Origin of the sequence: Kitasatospora sp. NPDC001309 (assembly GCF_042896295.1) — a bacterium.
Taxonomy (GTDB): Bacteria; Actinomycetota; Actinomycetes; order Streptomycetales; family Streptomycetaceae; genus Kitasatospora.
Map to the genome: position 1 here is coordinate 44,486 of NZ_JBIAXC010000057.1, position 16,181 is coordinate 60,666.

Genomic DNA, 16,181 nt, shown 5'->3' on the forward strand with positions numbered 1-16,181 from the left:
GTGTTTCCTTCTGCGGCACGTCGGGGTGCCGGGTGGTGGCTCAGTGCTGCGCGGGCGGGGTACGCAGGGAACGGTCGACGAGGGCGGTGGCGGAACCGAGGTAGTGGGCGGGGTCGGCGAGTTCGGCCAGTCGGCCTTCGGGCAGGGCAAGCCCGGTAAGGGCTGGATCCTGGCGTAGTGCCTGGTAGAGGGGGATGCCCTGTTCGGCGGCGCGGTGGGAGGCGCGGGTGAGGAGGTCCTTGGCCGGTCCGCGTCCGATCAGTGGGGCCAGGGCGATGCCGATCCGCTCGGAGACGATCAGCCCTTCGGTGAGGTCGAGGTGGGTGCGCATCCGCTGCGGCATGACCCGGAGTTGCTCGGCGAGTTCGGCGGCGCCGCGGGCGGCGCCGCCGGTCAGCCTGAGAGCCTCGCGCAGGGTCTGCCATTCGGCGTGCCAGGCGCCGGAGGGTCGCTCGTCCTCGGCAGTCATCGATCCGAGCAGGATCGCGGCGAGCGCCGGTAGCCGGCGGGCAGCTGAGGCGATCAAGGTGGCGTGGACCGGGTTGTTCTTGTGCGGCATGGCCGAGGATGCTCCGCCACTGCCTTCGGTGACCTCGGCGATCTCGGTGCGGGAGAGAACAAGAACGTCGGCGGCGATCTTGCCGAGTGCCCCGGCGGTGAAGGCCAGCGCGGCGCCGAGATCGGCGATCGGGGCGCGCAGGGTGTGCCAGGGCAGTGCGGGCTCGGCGAGCCCGGTCTCGGTGGCGTACTCGGCCAAGAGCCGCAGTCCGATGTCGCCGCCTGCAACGGGAGTCCGGTCGGCTTCGGCGTAGGCATGGAAGGCGGCCAAGGTGCCTGCAGCGCCGCCGAGTTGGACGGGCAGCGATTGCCGGACGGCCTGCAGGCGGGCATCGGCATCGAGGACCAGGGAGCGCCAGCCGGCGACCTTGAGGCCGAAGGTGGTGGGGACGGCGTGCTGGGTGAGGGTGCGGCCGGGCATCGGGGTGTCGCGGTGCTCGGCGGCGATGTGGGCCAGGGCGGCGGCGGTGCGCTCCAGGTCGGCACGCACCGGGGGGAGGGTGCGGTGGGTGACCAGCATGGCGGCGGTGTCGAGAATGTCCTGGCTGGTGGCACCGCGGTGGACGTAGGCGGCCGAGCCCGGATCCCGCATCGCGACGGTCGTGGTGAGGTCGGCCACGAGCGGGATCACCGGATTGCCACCGGAGCCGGCGCGCCGGGCGAGATCCGGCAGGTCGTAGCTGTCGGCGGTGCAGGCCGCGCCGACCGCCCGGGCGGCCCGGGCGGGGGCTAGGCCGACGGTGACCTGGGCGCGGGTGAGGGCCGCCTCCGCGTCCAGCATGGCCTGCAGAAAGGCGGCGTCACCGGTGGCGGTCTCGGCCGCCGAGCCGGCGTATCCCGGGGAGAGCAGGCCGAGGACGGCGCCCGGTGAGGAGTTGCCGGCGCGGTTGTCAGGCGAACTCAAGGAAGACCGTCTCCTCGTCCGGTCCGTCCCCCGCCTGGAGGCGGATGTCGAAGTGGTACACCCCGTCGCGTTCGGCCGTGGCGACCAGGGTTGCCCGGCGCTCGGTGGGCAGTTCGCCGAGCACCGGGTCCGCGGCCAGCGCCGTCACCTGCTCGGGCAGGTAGATACGCGTGTACAGGTGCTGCAGCAGGCCGCGGGCGAAGACGCACACCGCCAGGTAGGGCGTCGCACCGTCGCGGTGGGCACCCGGTGCGAGCGTACGCAGGGTCCAGCCACCGTCGCTGCCTGTGGCGACACGGCCGAAGCCGGTGAAGTCCACACCGGTGCGGCCCAGGACGGCGCCGGTCCCCGGGTCGCGGCGCAGCGACCCGGGGACGCCGGTCAGGCTGCCGTCCGGGGCGGCCTGCCAGAACTCCAGGAGCGCGTCGGGTACCGGGGCACCGGCGCCGTCGAGGACGCGTCCGCGGATGGTGATGGTGGCGGGGTGGCCGGTGGGGGCTATCGTCTCGCCGCCGGTGAACGGCAGGGCGTAGCCGTAGAAGGGGCCGATGGTCTGCGAGGGGGTCGGGGGAAGATGGATCATTGGCGGCCTTCTTCGGTCCAGGTGGCGGCGGGGCCGTCGAGGACGATGTCCCAGCGGTAGCCGAGCGAGCATTCGGCGACGGACAGGTTGTGGTCGTAGGTGGCGACCAGGCGCCGGCGGGCGGCGGCGTCGGTGACGGAGTGGAGGATGGGGTCGTAGGGGAAGAGCGGGTCGCCGGGGAAGTACATCTGGGTGACGAGGCGCTGGGTGAAGGCGGTGCCGAAGAGGGAGAAGTGGATGTGGGCGGGCCGCCAGGCGTTGGTGTGGTTGCGCCAGGGGTAGGGGCCGGGCTTGACGGTGGTGAAGCAGTACAGGCCCTGGTCGTCGGTGAGGCAGCGGCCGGCGCCGGTGAAGTTGGGGTCCAGTGGGGCGGGGTGCTGGTCGCGCTGGTGGGTGTAGCGGCCGGAGGCGTTGGCCTGCCAGATCTCCACCAGCTGGCCGGTGACGGGTCGGCCGTCGCGGTCGAGGACGCGGCCGGCGACAGTGATGCGTTCGCCGACCGGCTCGCCGGTGTGCTGGCGGGTGAGGTCGGAGTCGAGGTCGGTGATGTCGGTGACGCCGAAGGCGGGGCTGGTCAGTTCGACGGCTTCGGGGTCGTGCACGGCGACCAACGGGCCCAGCGGGTGGCGAAGCCTGCTGCTGCGGTAGGGCGGGTAGTCGCGGTCGGGGTGGTGGCGGTGGGGGGCTCCGGCGGCGCGGGTTTTGGCGTAGGAGTCGCGCAGGTCGGCAATCTCGCGGTTGATGGCGGCCTGGCTGACCGGCTCTCGCGCGGGTGGGGGTGCGGCGGTCATGAGGTTGGGTCCTTCTGCGGGCGGGGTCGGGTCAGCGTTCGAGGACGATGGCGAGTCCCTGTCCGACGCCGATGCACAGCGAGGCGAGACCCTTGCCGGAGCCGGCGGCGGCGAGCTGGTGGGCAACGGCACCGGTGAGGCGGGCGCCCGACGCCCCGAGGGGGTGACCGATGGCAATGGCTCCGCCGCGCGGGTTGACGATGACCGGGTCGAGGTCGGACAGGGCGGCAAGGCAGCCGAGCGCCTGCGCGGCGAACGCCTCATTCAGCTCCACGGTCTGCAGGTCTCCGAAGCCGGCACCGACCTTCGCCATCGCCTTGGTGATGGCGTCGACCGGGCCGAGGCCGAAGTACTGAGGCTCGATCGCGGAGACCGCCGAGGTGCGGATGCGGGCCAGCGGCTCGCGGCCGATCGCGGCAAGACCTGCCTCGTCAGCGAGCAGCAGGGCGGCCGCGCCGTCGTTGAGCGGGGAGGAGTTGCCGGCGGTCACGGTGCCGCCGGTGCGGAAGGCCGGCTTGAGGTGGGCCAGTGCCTCCATGGAAGTGTTGTCGCGGATGCCCTCGTCGCGGGAGAGCACCACTCCGTCGACCGGCGCGATCTCGTCGTCGTAGAGGCCGTCCTGCCAGGCGCGGGCCGCCTTCTGATGGCTGGCCAGGGCGAAGGCGTCCTGTGCGTCGCGGCTGATGCCGTACTTGTCGGCGATCAGCTCGGCTCCCTCACCGAGTGCGACCGTCCACTCGTCGGGCATCCGGGGGTTGACCAGGCGCCATCCGAGGGTGGTGGAGGAAAGCTGCGCATGGCCTGTCGGGAAGGCCCGCTCGGGCTTGGGGAGCACCCAGGGAGCGCGGCTCATCGACTCCACGCCGCCGGCGATGACGACGGAGGCATCGCCCAGGGCGACGGCGCGGGCGGCCTGGATGACCGCCTCCATGCCGGAGCCGCAGAGCCGGTTGACGGTGGCACCGGGCACGGTGACGGGAAGTCCGGCGAGCAGCGTCGCCATCCGGGCTACGTTGCGGTTCTCCTCACCGGCGCCGTTGGCGTTGCCGAGAACCACATCGTCGATGCGGGTCGGGTCCAGGTCGGGGCTGCGGCCGACCAGGGCGCGAAGCACTCCGGCGGCGAGATCGTCGGGACGTGTCCCGGAATGAGCGCCGCCGTAGCGGCCGATCGGGGTGCGGACGGCATCGACGACGTAGACGTCCCGCGGACGCTCGATCATCAAGGGGCTCCTGGGGGTAAGGGTACGGGATGGTACGAGGAGGCCCGCCGGCGCGGCGACTGTCCGGGGTACCGGGCTGGCGGGCGGCCGGCGGACGGTCAGACCGATGTCGCCAGGGCCGACACGACGCGGATGGGGGCCGCGGTGCGGGCGGCGATCTCCTCGGCGGTGACACCGGGGGCCGTCTCGACGAGGACCAGGCCGTCGTCGGTGACGTCCAGGACGCCGAGGTCGGTGATGATGCGGTTCACGCACGCCTTGCCGGTGAGCGGCAGGGTGCATTCGGCGACGATCTTCGGGCTGCCGTCCTTGGCGGTGTGCTCCATCAGCACGATGACCTGGCGCGCGCCATGGACCAGGTCCATGGCCCCGCCCATGCCCTTGACTATCTTGCCGGGGATCACCCAGTTGGCCAGGTCCCCGCGGGCCGAGACCTGCATGGCGCCCAGGACGGCGGTGTGGATGTGGCCGCCGCGGATCATGCCGAAGGAGAGCGCGGAGTCGAAGAACGCCGCGCCGGGCAGGACGGTGACGGTCTCCTTGCCCGCGTTGATCAGATCGGGGTCGACCACCTCCTCGGACGGGTAGGGACCGACCCCCAGGATCCCGTTCTCCGACTGGAGCACCACCCGGATCCCGTCCGGCACGTGGTCCGGGATCCGGGTGGGCAGGCCGATTCCGAGGTTGACGTAGTCACCGTCGTTGAGCTCCATGGCGGCGCGGGCCGCCATCTCGTCCCTGGTCCAGGCCATCAGGCGTGCACCGTCCTCTTCTCTATTCCCTTGTCCGCCGCCTGCTGGGGCGTCAGTTCGACGACGCGCTGGACGAACACGCCCGGCAGGTGGATCTCGTCCGGGTCCAACACGCCGGGCTCGACCAGTTCCTCGACCTCGGCGACGGTGATCCGCCCGGCCATGGCGGCCAGCGGGTTGAAGTTGCGGGCGGAGCGGTGGAAGACCAGGTTGCCGAGACGGTCGCCGCGGGCAGCGCGCACCAGGGCGTAGTCAGTTGTGATACCGCGCTCCATCACGTACTGGCGGCCGTCGAAGGTACGCACCTCCTTGTGCGGCGATGTCACGGCCACCGACCCGTCGGCGGCGTAGCGCCAGGGCAGGCCGCCCTCGGCGACGAGGGTGCCGACACCGGCCGGGGTGAAGAAGGCGGGGATGCCACAGCCGCCGGCCCGCATCCGCTCGGCCAGGGTGCCCTGCGGGGTCAGCTCCAACTCCAGTTCGCCGCCCAAGTACTGGCGGGCGAACTCCTTGTTCTCGCCGATGTAGGACGCGGTCACCCGCGCGATCTTTCCGGCGGCCAGCAGGATGCCCAGGCCCCCGCCGTCCGTGCCGCAGTTGTTCGACACCACGCGCAGTCCTGTGACACCGCGCTCGAAGAGCGCGTGGATCAGCACGTTCGGGACGCCGACCAGACCGAACCCGCCGACGGCGAGCGACGCGCCGTCCGCCATGTCCGCCACTGCCTCCTCGGCAGTGGCCACCACCTTGTCCATCAGCAGAGCGCTCCAATCCGTTCGTTCATCAAACTTGTGCGGCATATCGCCGCCGGTTCCCCGCCTTCGAAGCCCCTGGATCGAATCACCACCCGCCCCGCGACCCGGGCCTGGAACCCGCCTGCCGATCACCAGCCCGTAGGCCTGTCAGGGCGGCAACGCGGGGCACCCACAGTGGGCCGCCGGCAGGCCCGGCAAGGCCGTGGCCCCTGCCACGCCCCCGCGCATGACCACCGAGGCGCGACATCTTCCGGCTCCAACGGCGCATCGGTGGCGCCTACTTGGCGACCGGCCTGGCGTCGTAGGAGATGCGGCCCGCCGGCAGGTAGAACAGGGCGATCAGCCCGCCACCACGTCCCTCGGGGTAGTGCTTGCTCGCCGGCGCCGGGGCGGTCCAGCCCGCCCCCTGCCAGCCGTGCGGGCCGCGGAGCTCGGCGCCCGCGTCGATCGGGACGACCATGTTGATCTCGCCGTACGGGTGCTGGTGGAACTGGCCCCGGTAGACCGGCACGCTGTTCATGTACACCGCGGTGATACTGAAGTACTCGGTCCGCTCGGAGGGCGGCTCGATGACGCTGCGGCGGTAGTGAGGACCGTCGATCTCGACGTTCGCGGCCCACCCCTCCTCCAGCCCCTGCTTGACCAGCTTCGACAGGTCCGTGTGCAGCTCGGAGTCGGGGCCGTAGGTGGTGTTGAGCCAGGTTTCCAGTTCCTTGCCTGCGGTGCGGTTCTTGATCTCCCGCAGGAACGGGATACTGCGCTCGACGAGAGCCTGCCTGCTGTCCACGGTGTTCACCTTCTCTGTGGTGTGGGGAATGAGCTTGTGGAGTGGAGCCGCAGGCTAGTTACACCGAATCGGCGTAACTAAACATGCGGTGATCATTCGGCCTTGTCGGACCCACCTGGAAGGCGACTGGGCCCGGTGGCCTTGCGCCGCCCGGGAGCGTTGCCCGGCGGGACCGAGTGCTGCGCGGGGCAGGCGCCACGGCTGTCCCCTGGGGAAGGTTCAGGACCTGCCCGCGGCCTTCTCCATCCACCAGATGTCCCCCTCGGGGCAAGTTACTTTACAGATAGAGACTGTAACTTTTCTTTTCCGGACGGGGAAGTCCGAGCGACCGGGAAGGACACCGCGAACCTGACCGGGCTCGCTGCCGGCAGCCGGACGACCATCTCCCGGTTCCGCGTTCGACAACGTGCGTCGGACACTTGAGAGGCAGACCGTCGGCGGTGGCGGGCTGGTGAAGCTATTCCGTTCCGATCGCCGTCAGGACCGGGGTGCGGGCCGCGCGGCGCGCCGGCCACAGCGAGGCCAGGAGACCGGCGAGTGCGGCCAGGAGCAGGAGGACGACCAGGCGCCCGACGGGCACGCCGTGGTGGTAGCCGGAAAGGTGGCCGGCGATCAGTTCACCGCCGGCCCAGCCGAGGAAGACGCCCAGGGCGGTGCCCAGCACGCCGCCGAAGACGGCGATGACGACGGCTTCGGCGCGCACCATGGCGCGCACTCCCGCCCGGGTGAGGCCGATCGCCCGCAGCATGCCGATCTCGCGCCGGCGCTCGGCGACGGACAGCGCCAGGGTGTTCGCGATACCCAGGAACGCGACCGTGACGGACAGCGCGAGAAGGGCGTAGAGCAGGTTCAGCATGCGGTTGGTGCCGTCTGCGGCCGCCCGTGCCAGGTCGTCGCTGCTGTCGATGCTCAGGGCAGGGCTGTCGCCGAGGGCGTGAGTGAGGGCGAGCCGCAGCGCGGCGCTGGGGTGGTCCCGGGTGGTGAGAAGGACCTTCTTGGCGGTGTCAGGGGCCGAGGACAGGACGGCGGTGTCGATGAGGATGCCGGTCAGCAGAGTGTTGGACTCGTACACGCCCGCCACCGTCAACTGCGCGGGCCGTCCGTCCGGTAGCTGGGCGTTGAACCGGCTTCCCGCTGTCCAGCCGTAAGCGCGGGCGTCGTCGGTGGTCACCAGGACTCTCGGGCCACCGAATGCATCCGCCGACCCGCCGGCCAGACGAAGGCGCAGCATGTCGCGCACGGCCGTGGTGGGAACGGCCAGTGCGTACTGCCGGCCCTGGTTGATGGACAGTTCCGCTTCACGGATCGCTGCGGTGGCGGTGACGTCGGAGCTGGCGGCCAGGCGCTGTTCCACGGTGGCGGACAGGGGAGTGAGGTCCTGCATCGAGACGACGTAGTCGGCCTTGACGACGTGGGCGCTCTGGGCGTTGGCGGCGGCGAGGCCACCGGCCGCGATCATGGTCAGGGCCGTCACCAGGCTCACGCCGATGACCAGCGAGGCGGCGGCCGCCGCGGTCCGCCAGGGGTTTCGGGTGCTGTTGCGTATCGCCAGCCGCGCGCTGATCCCGGCCCTGCCGAGGAGGGGGCGGACCGGGGCGAGGGCTGGTGCGACCAGCATCGGCAGGAGTGCGAGCAGGCCGGCGGCGGCAAGGACGGCACCCAGTGCCACCACCGGGGCGCCGTTCTGGATGCTGTCGGTCCTCGGTCCGGCCAGCAGACAGGCCACCCCGCTGTCGGCCAGCAGGATGCCAACGAGCACGCGGGCCCTGCCGCTGCTCTTCGGTGCCGGGGCGAGAGCGGTGCGCAGGGCGGCCAGCGGCGCGATTCGGGCAGCCCTGCGGGCGGGCAGCCATGCGGCGACCAGCGTGGTCAGCACCCCCGCCAGCAGGGGGAGGACGAGCGCGTAAGCGGGCAGGCTCAGAGACCCACCGGTGGGGAGTGGGCCGCCCTTGCCCAGACCGCTGGCAAGGGGGCGCAGGCCCTGGGCGACGCCGATGCCCACCGCGATCCCGGCCAGTGACGCCACGAGCGCGACCAGAAAGGCCTCGGCCAGCACCAGACGGGTGATCTGGCGACGCGAGGCCCCGATCGCCCGCAACAGGCCGATCTGCCTGGCCCGTTGGGCGACGAGCATGCCGAAGGTGTTCGTGATCAGGAAGCAGGAGACGAACAGCGCGACGGCGGCGAAGGACAGCAACGTGGTGCGCAGCCCGGTGACCGTGCTCTGAGCGGCAAGCTGCTGGTCCCGGGTGAGGAAGGCCGCCGTCATGGTGACCGTGCCCGGGAGCGTCCGCTCCGCTGCCTGCTGCAGCTGCTCGGCCGGAATGCCGGGTGCGGCCTTGACGTGGAACTCGCTGTAGTGGCCGGGGCTGGTGAAGTGCTGCTGCGCGGTCGCGGTGTCGAACAGCACCAGGCTTCCACCGGCGGTGACGGCGGGCTCGGCCTGTGTGGTGAAGACACCGCTGATCCGCGCGGTGAGACCAGGCCCGTCCACCGAGATCCGGGCGGTGTCCCCCACATGGTAACCGCACCGTGCGGCGCTGGCCTCGTCGACGGCGATCTCGCCGCCTCCGGCGGGTGGGCGACCGCCGATGAAGGTGAATCGAGGGTCGCCTTCGCCGCTGTCTGCGTAGTTGCCCGCCCTGGCGGGGCCGCCGCGACCGGCCGGGCGGCCGTCCGGACAGCCCAGGGCCGTCGAGCCCGAGACGACGGCGAGGACACCGCCGGCCTCGGGAAGGCCCTGCACCCGCCGCAGGTCGGCCGGGGTCAGGGACGGCAGCCGGTCATCCGGCGCCGCGGCGGCTCCCCGGCCGTCCGGACGGATCACCACATCGGTGTGGGTGTACGTCTGCTGGTAGGAGCCGGTGAGCGCATCGGAGACGGTGGCGGTGAACAGGAGGATCCCGGTGACGAAGGCGACGCCGACGGTGACGGCCAGCGCAGTCAGCGCCATGCGGGACTTGTGGGCGCGTACGGTGCGCCAGGCGGTGCGAAACATGAAAGTGCGAAGTCCTGACTTGGCAGCGGGCAGCCTTGCCGGCCGCGCAGCGGTAGGGGCGGACGAAGTCAGCGCGATCGCCGGGCGTCGAGATCCTTCATCCGGTCCAGCACCGCATCCGCGGTGGGTCCGTCCATCTCGTCCACGATCCGGCCGTCCATGAGGAACACCACCCGGTCCGCGTAGGCGGCGGCGCCCGGGTCATGGGTGACCATGACCACCGTCTGCCCGAGCTCACGCACCGAGTGCCGCAGGAAGCCGAGCACCTCCGCTCCGGAGCGCGAGTCGAGGTTGCCGGTCGGCTCGTCAGCGAACACGATCTCCGGCCTGGCCGCGAGCGCCCGGGCGATGGCCACGCGCTGCTGCTGGCCGCCGGACAGCTGGGAGGGCCGGTGGGAGAGGCGAGAGGCCAGCCCCACCGTCGCGATGACGGTGTCCAGCCACTCCTTGTCGGGTGTCCGGCCCGCGATGTCGAGGGGCAGAGTGATGTTCTCCAACGCGCTCAGCGTCGGCAGCAGGTTGAACGCCTGGAAGATGAAACCGATCTCGTCCCGGCGCAGCCGGGTGAGCTGCTTGTCGTTCAGGGCGCCCAGCTCCGCGGTGCCGATGCGCACCGAGCCGCTGGTGAAGGAGTCGAGGCCGGCCATGCAGTGCATCAGCGTCGACTTGCCCGACCCGGACGGGCCCATGATCGCGGTGAACATGCCCCGACCGAAGTCCGCGTCGACCTTGTCCAGCGCCACGACCCGTGCCTCGCCGCTCCCGTATGACTTGCTCAGACCCCGCGCGCAGGCGGCGGCCTCGTTCGGCAATACGGTCGGCGCGGTCAAGGTGCTGCGTTCACGGCTCATACGAACTCCTCAGGGGCAGACGGCAGATCGACATCGACGATCCTCCCGGCACGGGCCGGGTGCGCGGATCGACCGGATGGCCGACTGCCATGCCGGAGCCTCGGTCAAACGGTGGAGGGCCGGCGGATGCGCGTGGGCGTAGCGTGGGCCGACATGTTCACCACCTCGGCGCGCGCCATGCTCGCTTCCTGGCTCCGAAGCCACCGCGGCCACGCCATCGCCGCCGCGTCGGCCCTGGCCGTGATGACCGCCGAGGCCCTCGACACCGGCTTTGCGCCCACAACCGCCGCGACGATCGCCGTCGGTCTGCTGTGCGTCGCGGCGCTCCTGGCGCCGCCCCACCATCTGACGCGCACCGGATGGGCCGCGGTCACCGCCTCCACCGGCCTGTCCCTGGTGACCGCCCACCTGGCGCACCGACCCGAGCACTCTCCCGGCACCACGGAGATGGGCGTGCTGCTGCTCCTCACCATCCGCACGATCCGCCACGAGCCCGTCCGAGGGATGATCCCGCTCGCCACCGCCGCCTATCTCGCCGCCACGCTGGTTCTGCTGCGCCTGCCCGGCTCCGAGTTCGTCAAGGCGGCCAAGTACAGCGCCCCGGTCTTGCTGCTCGCCGCCCCCGTGCTGGTCCTCCTCGGCCTCTACCTGCGCCTGCTCGATGCCACCCGTGAACGTGAGCACCAGGCCCGCCTGAACGCCCAGCGCCTCGAATACGCCCGTGAACTGCACGACTTCGTCGGTCACCACGTCACCGCCATCACCGCGCAGGTCAAAGCCGTGCGCTTCACCACCGCAAACGGCCGCCCGCCGACATCCCAGGTTCTGGACCAGGCCTTGGCCAACATCGAGGACGCCGCCGCACAGGCGACGGACTCCATGCGGGCCATGGTCACCTTCCTGCGTCAAGCGGACCGCTCTGCGCCGCTGGATGCCCCCGATGGACTGCATGGCCTGCCGGACCTCGCGGAATCCCTGCGCTCGGCCGGACCCGCCGTCCGCCTCACCATCGACCCCAGGCTGCTCGCGGCGCCCCCGGCCGACCACATCGCCTCAACGGTCCACCACATCGTCCGGGAAGCCCTGACCAACATCCGCAAACACGCCGGCCAGGCCGACACGGTCACCATCGACATCCGCCTGGCCTCGAACGATGTCGCGCTCACCGTCTGCGTCACCGACAACGCCGAGCCCCAGGCCGACACGCCGCCATGCCGAAGCCCCGACGGGTTCGGCATCACCGGACTGCGTGAGCGCGTCCACGCCCTGGGCGGACGCCTGGCCGCAGGACCCGGACCGGCCGACGGCTGGCAGGTGAGCGCCGAGATCCCCCTCAGCCGCAACGCCTCCGCAGGCCCGTCCTGACGCCTGGCACGATGGGCACCATGACCATCCGCGTCCTCCTCGCCGACGACCAGGTCACCGTGCGCGCCGCGTACCGGATGATCCTCGACTCCCAACCGGACATCGAAGTCGTCGCCGAAGCCGCGACCGGAACCACCGCCGTCGCCGAAGCCCGCCGACTGCGCCCCGACGTCTGCCTGCTCGACATCCGCATGCCCGGTATGGACGGACTCGAAGCCACCCGCCTCCTCGCCGGACCCGACGCGGCACAACCGCTCAAGGTGATCATCGCCACCACCTTCGACCTCGACGAATACGTCTACAGCGCGCTGCGGCACGGAGCGTGCGGCTTCGTCCTCAAGGACTGCTCCCCCGCTTTGCTCATCGAAGCCGTCCGCGCGGCCGCCGTGGGCGGCTCGCTCATCTCCCCCTCCGTCACCGTCCGACTCCTGCGGCACATGACCGCCCAGCCCACGCGGCAGCCGGCCCGCCCCGGACCCGACGCTCCCCCGCCGCACGAGCCACTCACCCCTCGCGAACAGGACGTCGTCGCCATGGTCGCCCGAGGCCTGACCAACGACGAGGTCGCCGCCGCCCTCTACGTCACCCTCTCCACGGTGAAGACCCACCTCGGCAGCGACCAGCGCAAACTCGGCGCCCGCAACCGCGTCGAAGTCGCCGCCCGCGCCTGGCAGCACGGCCTGACCTGAGGCCAACACCCAGGGCCGGGTTGGCCGTTGATTCGGCGCGCATCGGCAACCTCGTTCGAACTCACGCCGACCCAGCAGGCCTCCCACACGCCTCGGCATCCGCGACGTGACTCTCGCGCCGTCAACTCCCGGCCACTGGGCTCGACTCACTGATGGGCACTTGCATGCCGGTGCGGCATCCGCGAGGGGGCTGCACTCGGACGCAAGTTGCGTTACAGTCATTACTTGTAACGGTAGTTCCCAGTCCGGGGGCCGCCGACTACTACTGCACTGGAGGACAGCCATGGCAAGCACCTACGAACACGGTCGAGTGGGACTGCTGCTCGTCGACCTCGTCAACGAGAACTTCTCGAAGGACGGCAAGGCCTATTCCATCTACGCGCCGGAATACGAACGGCTGGGTACGATCGACAACCTGAAGAAGCTCATCGCCGGTGTGCGGCGGCACAAGGACGTTCCCGTCTTCTACTCGACGACGTCCTTCACCGATGAGGACTACTCGACGTGGAAGCACGTCTCCGGGATCCACCGGCAGATGTTCGACAGCCGGATGTTCGGGGCCGGCACCTGGAACACCGAGTTCCACGAGGACCTGGCTCCCCGGCCGGGCGACGTGGTCCTCGCGCCGCACAAGAGCCTCGACGTCTTCCACCACACCGACCTGGAATTCCAGCTCCGGCAGCGTGGCGTCGAATACCTGGCGATCGCCGGGGTCTCCGGGATCATGGCCGTCGAATCGACGGCCCGCACCGCGATGGAGCGCGGCTACCACGTCACCGCGTTCACCGACGCGATAGCCGCTCCCGGTGGCCTGGTCACCTACCAAGCGATGATGCGCGGCCTGAGCATGGTCTCCCACAACGTGGTCGGCGTGGACGACTTCCTGGCCTCGCTCGACGAATCCGCGGCATAGGACATCCACGATCGATCCGGCGAGAAGGGCGGCTGGGGCATGCGGCGAACGCAATCGGGACCGGCGGATGCCTACGATCGGTTCCTGGCATCCGATCCCGGACTGATTCGGCTGCTCTCCGCCCTCGGCACGGTCGGCGCGGTGCTGCTGACGCTCGGTGCCCTCACGGCACTGGACGCCCCGGTGCCGATCCTGGTGACGGGTGCCCTCACGGCGATGGTCAGCACGGCCGCGGTCACCGAACCCCGGCCGCGCGACCAAGCGCTGACCCTGGCAATGGGCGTGCCGGTCTCTCTGACCGTCATGACGGTCGGAAGCGTGCTGGCCCCGTACCGGGTCGTTGCGGATGTGGTGTTCGTGCTCCTGATCTTCGCCGCCATCCACATCCGGCACCTGGGCCCGCGCGCGACCACACTGGGTGTCTTCGCCTTCCAGCTCTTCTTTGTGACCCAGTTCGTCGGGACCCGCGTGGAGCAGTTGCCACAGTTGTCCGTGGCCGTACTGACGGCCTTCCTCGGCTCGGCGCTGGTCCGGTTCACCGTCCTGCGCTCGTCGCCGCAGCGGACGCTGACACGGCTGCAACGAGCCTTCGACCTGCGTCTCGTGCTGGTGCTCGACTCGCTGATCGATGTGACCGAGGGCGGACCGCTGGCGCCACGCACCCAGCGGGCGGTCGACGACCTACGCCGACAGGCTGCCCGCCTGCACACGGGCGCACTGATGATCCAGAAGCAGCTGGCGGCCCGCACGACCGACGAGCACACCGCCACCGCGATCCAGCGCCACGTGGCGGAAGCCGAAACGGCCGTGGAACGGCTGGCCGTCCTCGTGCTGCGAGTCCTGCGGCCCGGCGCCGACGTCGACACCCTGGCCCGACACCTGACGAAGGCACGACCCGCCGGTTTCCCCGCCGACGCCCAGGACCTGGCGACGCTGCCCGTACTGAACTCGGAGCTGCGTGCGCTGCGCACGGCGATCGGTCCGGGTCCGCTGCGGCCGGCCGGCCCCGATGCCGACGAGGTCCGCGACCGGCTGTTCGGCTACCGCCGTGACGAGCACCTGCCCGACGCATCCCCGGCGATGCAGGACGTCTTCCGCTCCGCCGGAGACCTCGCCCACGCCCTGCTTCGCTATCGCCCGGCCATCGACGGTCAAACCCTGGCGGCCCAGAACACCCCCGGGACAGCACGGGTTCGTGAGGAGCTCCGGGCGGTGGGATCCGACCTGGCGAAGGACGCCGTACAGGATCAGCACGGCCCTCGCATCCGCCCCACCACCAGGACTGCACTCCAGGTCGCGACCGGATCGGCACTGGCCATCGTCGGCGGCGAACTGCTGTCACCCCAGCGCTGGTACTGGGCGGTTTTCACCTGCTGGGTGGTGTTCATCGGCACCGGCTCCACCGGCGAGATCCTCGTCAGGGGATACCGGCGCCTGATCGGCACGGTGACGGGTGTCGCCGCCGGACTCGCCCTCGCCGCCCTGATAAGCGGCGCACCTTGGCCGGCCTTCGCGCTGGCGGGCCTCAGCGTGTTCGGGATGTACTACACGATCACGGTGTCCTACACCCTGATGTCCTTCTTCGTCACCACCATGCTCGGCATGCTCTACACGCTGCTCCACACCCTCACCCCGGGCGTGCTGGTGGTGCGGATCGAGGAGACCGCGCTGGGAATCGCGTGCGGACTGACCGCCGCTCAGCTCGTGCTGCCGGTGCACACCCGCGAACGCACGGACCAGCTGCTGCGCGACGTGCTGGAGCAGCTGCGAGCGGTGCTCTCCCGATCGCTGGCCCAGTTGAGCGGCGAGCCCGGCGGGGACCTGCTCGACCCGGCCCGCGCACTGGATACGGCCCTGGACGGCCTGCGCCTGTCGGTGCAGCCGCTGACCATGCCGATCAGCCCGCTGCGGTCCCGCCGGCGCGCCGCGCTCACCGTCCTGGGCCAACTGGAGACGGCGGCCTTCCACACCCGCAGCCTGGCCGCCACCGCCGGACTGGTACCGGCCGGCCTCCACCTCGGCACCGATCCGCGCCTCGTGGACGAGGCCCGCAGGATTGACCACAACCTCGCGATCCTGATCGGCGGGGCAGCCCTCCGAGACGGGGACGAATCTCTGGTCGCACGCGGTCCCGGGATCCCCACCCAGCTCGCAGTGAGCGAGCCCGGGGCGCGCGCGGAAGACATCAACGCGACGCGACGGGTCCTGCGACACCTGCAACGCGTGGACGAGAGCATCCAGAACCTGGCCCGGACACTTCACCTGCCCGTCTCCCCGGAACCAAGCCGCTGCCCAGACCGGCAGATACCTGTCCGCACCGCCACTGAGGCACGAACGCCCGGGCCCAAGGACTTCCGACAAGTCGGTCGTCCTGAGTAATCCACAGGTCGGGGATCCTCCTCCCCGTGCCCCTACCCGTGTCGCGCGGGAGCTGACCCAGTCCGCTCCGGACGCGGCCCCATAGCGCCCGGGGACACCGGCGGCGCCACCGAGCTCCCCACCGCCCGTGCATACCAGGCACCGAAGCCGCTCAGAACATGCAGCTCTGGCGGCAAGTCATAATGGTGAGGCGCCAGGCGGCGCGCAGAGAGGATCCTGAGGTACGGCTTGATTCCCCGCTACGGCGTCGACCCCACCCGGCACGAGCTGATCGCGACCTGGGGAACGGGGGAGGGAGATCTCGCCAGCCGCATCGCCGGCCTCCCCGCCGCGGCCGACGCTCCGTTCTCCTGAGTCCGGCTCGCACGCTCACCCACCTGCCCGAGACCACGTGGCGCACCTGCACCCACCCGACCAGCTCCGCCGCCTCCCAGAAGCCCAACTCCGAGGGCTGGCGCTGCGCGGAGGAACGCAAGGCGTTCGACGAGGTCCCCGGTGCCACCGTCCGGCCCAACCTCCCCCAGGACGGCATTGCTCGACGTCGCCGAACACGCCTGGGCCCTCGCCCTCGCCGTCAACCGCCGCCTCACCCGCGCCGCCACCCGCACCCGGGAGTTCGACTTCCGCCTCGACG

13 protein-coding genes are annotated in these 16,181 nt (G+C 71.0%); 4 read left to right on the forward strand and 9 right to left on the reverse strand.

The genetic code is table 11. The annotated features are described in order from the left end of the window. Positions 1-40: 40 nt before the first annotated feature. The 9 genes from pcaB to ACFY2K_RS37970 all read right to left on the reverse strand — a co-directional run bounded on the left by pcaB (position 41) and on the right by ACFY2K_RS37970 (position 10,201). Entirely contained in the window at positions 41-1,462 is a 1,422-nt protein-coding gene (gene pcaB, locus ACFY2K_RS37930) for a 3-carboxy-cis,cis-muconate cycloisomerase (RefSeq protein WP_380526039.1), read from the reverse strand. Further along, on the reverse strand, positions 1,449-2,045 hold the full coding sequence (gene pcaG / locus ACFY2K_RS37935) for a protocatechuate 3,4-dioxygenase subunit alpha (RefSeq protein ID WP_380641739.1): 597 nt from the start codon (positions 2,043-2,045) through the stop codon (positions 1,449-1,451). Before pcaG ends, pcaB begins: the two co-directional genes overlap by 14 nt. Next, positions 2,042-2,836 carry a protocatechuate 3,4-dioxygenase subunit beta gene (gene pcaH, locus ACFY2K_RS37940; RefSeq protein ID WP_380526043.1) on the reverse strand — a complete coding sequence of 265 codons (795 nt, stop codon included), beginning with the start codon at positions 2,834-2,836 and terminating at the stop codon, positions 2,042-2,044. Before pcaH ends, pcaG begins: the two co-directional genes overlap by 4 nt. A gap of 31 nt (positions 2,837-2,867) precedes the next feature. Then, positions 2,868-4,058 carry a thiolase family protein gene (locus ACFY2K_RS37945; protein WP_380526045.1) on the reverse strand — a complete coding sequence of 397 codons (1,191 nt, stop codon included), beginning with the start codon at positions 4,056-4,058 and terminating at the stop codon, positions 2,868-2,870. A 98-nt stretch (positions 4,059-4,156) separates the two neighbouring features. Then, entirely contained in the window at positions 4,157-4,810 is a 654-nt protein-coding gene (locus ACFY2K_RS37950) for a CoA transferase subunit B (protein ID WP_380526047.1), read from the reverse strand. Continuing rightward, a complete protein-coding gene (locus tag ACFY2K_RS37955; RefSeq protein WP_387717199.1) occupies positions 4,810-5,565 on the reverse strand; it encodes a CoA transferase subunit A in 756 nt (251 codons plus the stop codon). Before ACFY2K_RS37955 ends, ACFY2K_RS37950 begins: the two co-directional genes overlap by 1 nt. 277 nt (positions 5,566-5,842) lie before the next feature. Then, a complete protein-coding gene (locus tag ACFY2K_RS37960) occupies positions 5,843-6,352 on the reverse strand; it encodes a DUF4863 family protein (protein WP_380526051.1) in 510 nt (169 codons plus the stop codon). Between the two features lie 457 nt (positions 6,353-6,809). Continuing rightward, positions 6,810-9,350, reverse strand: a complete 2,541-nt coding sequence (locus ACFY2K_RS37965) for an ABC transporter permease (RefSeq protein ID WP_387717202.1) — start codon at positions 9,348-9,350, stop codon at positions 6,810-6,812. 68 nt (positions 9,351-9,418) lie between these two features. After that, complete coding sequence (locus ACFY2K_RS37970; protein WP_380526055.1) at positions 9,419-10,201, reverse strand: ABC transporter ATP-binding protein; 783 nt, start codon at positions 10,199-10,201, stop codon at positions 9,419-9,421. A gap of 153 nt (positions 10,202-10,354) precedes the next feature. Here ACFY2K_RS37970 and ACFY2K_RS37975 point away from each other — a divergent pair, with 153 nt between their 5' ends. From ACFY2K_RS37975 to ACFY2K_RS37990, 4 genes are all read left to right on the forward strand, one after another. Beyond that, the gene (locus ACFY2K_RS37975) at positions 10,355-11,566 is read left to right on the forward strand and encodes a sensor histidine kinase (RefSeq protein WP_380526057.1); all 1,212 of its coding nucleotides are present in this window, start codon (positions 10,355-10,357) and stop codon (positions 11,564-11,566) included. A gap of 11 nt (positions 11,567-11,577) precedes the next feature. After that, a complete protein-coding gene (locus tag ACFY2K_RS37980) occupies positions 11,578-12,255 on the forward strand; it encodes a response regulator (protein WP_387717204.1) in 678 nt (225 codons plus the stop codon). Between the two features lie 283 nt (positions 12,256-12,538). After that, complete coding sequence (locus ACFY2K_RS37985; protein ID WP_380526061.1) at positions 12,539-13,168, forward strand: cysteine hydrolase family protein; 630 nt, start codon at positions 12,539-12,541, stop codon at positions 13,166-13,168. 39 nt (positions 13,169-13,207) lie between these two features. Further along, a complete protein-coding gene (locus ACFY2K_RS37990; protein ID WP_387717206.1) occupies positions 13,208-15,547 on the forward strand; it encodes an FUSC family protein in 2,340 nt (779 codons plus the stop codon). Positions 15,548-16,181 lie beyond the last annotated feature (634 nt).

Coding starts and splice junctions, on each gene's coding strand:
- ACFY2K_RS37980 (WP_387717204.1), top strand. CDS start 11,578: ATGGGCACCATGACCATCCGCGTCCTCCTCGCCGACGACCAGGTCACC.
- ACFY2K_RS37990 (WP_387717206.1), top strand. CDS start 13,208: ATGCGGCGAACGCAATCGGGACCGGCGGATGCCTACGATCGGTTCCTG.
- ACFY2K_RS37970 (WP_380526055.1), bottom strand. CDS start 10,201: ATGAGCCGTGAACGCAGCACCTTGACCGCGCCGACCGTATTGCCGAAC.
- pcaH (WP_380526043.1), bottom strand. CDS start 2,836: ATGACCGCCGCACCCCCACCCGCGCGAGAGCCGGTCAGCCAGGCCGCC.
- ACFY2K_RS37950 (WP_380526047.1), bottom strand. CDS start 4,810: ATGGCCTGGACCAGGGACGAGATGGCGGCCCGCGCCGCCATGGAGCTC.
- ACFY2K_RS37965 (WP_387717202.1), bottom strand. CDS start 9,350: ATGTTTCGCACCGCCTGGCGCACCGTACGCGCCCACAAGTCCCGCATG.
- ACFY2K_RS37975 (WP_380526057.1), top strand. CDS start 10,355: ATGTTCACCACCTCGGCGCGCGCCATGCTCGCTTCCTGGCTCCGAAGC.
- ACFY2K_RS37945 (WP_380526045.1), bottom strand. CDS start 4,058: ATGATCGAGCGTCCGCGGGACGTCTACGTCGTCGATGCCGTCCGCACC.
- pcaG (WP_380641739.1), bottom strand. CDS start 2,045: ATGATCCATCTTCCCCCGACCCCCTCGCAGACCATCGGCCCCTTCTAC.
- ACFY2K_RS37955 (WP_387717199.1), bottom strand. CDS start 5,565: ATGGACAAGGTGGTGGCCACTGCCGAGGAGGCAGTGGCGGACATGGCG.
- ACFY2K_RS37985 (WP_380526061.1), top strand. CDS start 12,539: ATGGCAAGCACCTACGAACACGGTCGAGTGGGACTGCTGCTCGTCGAC.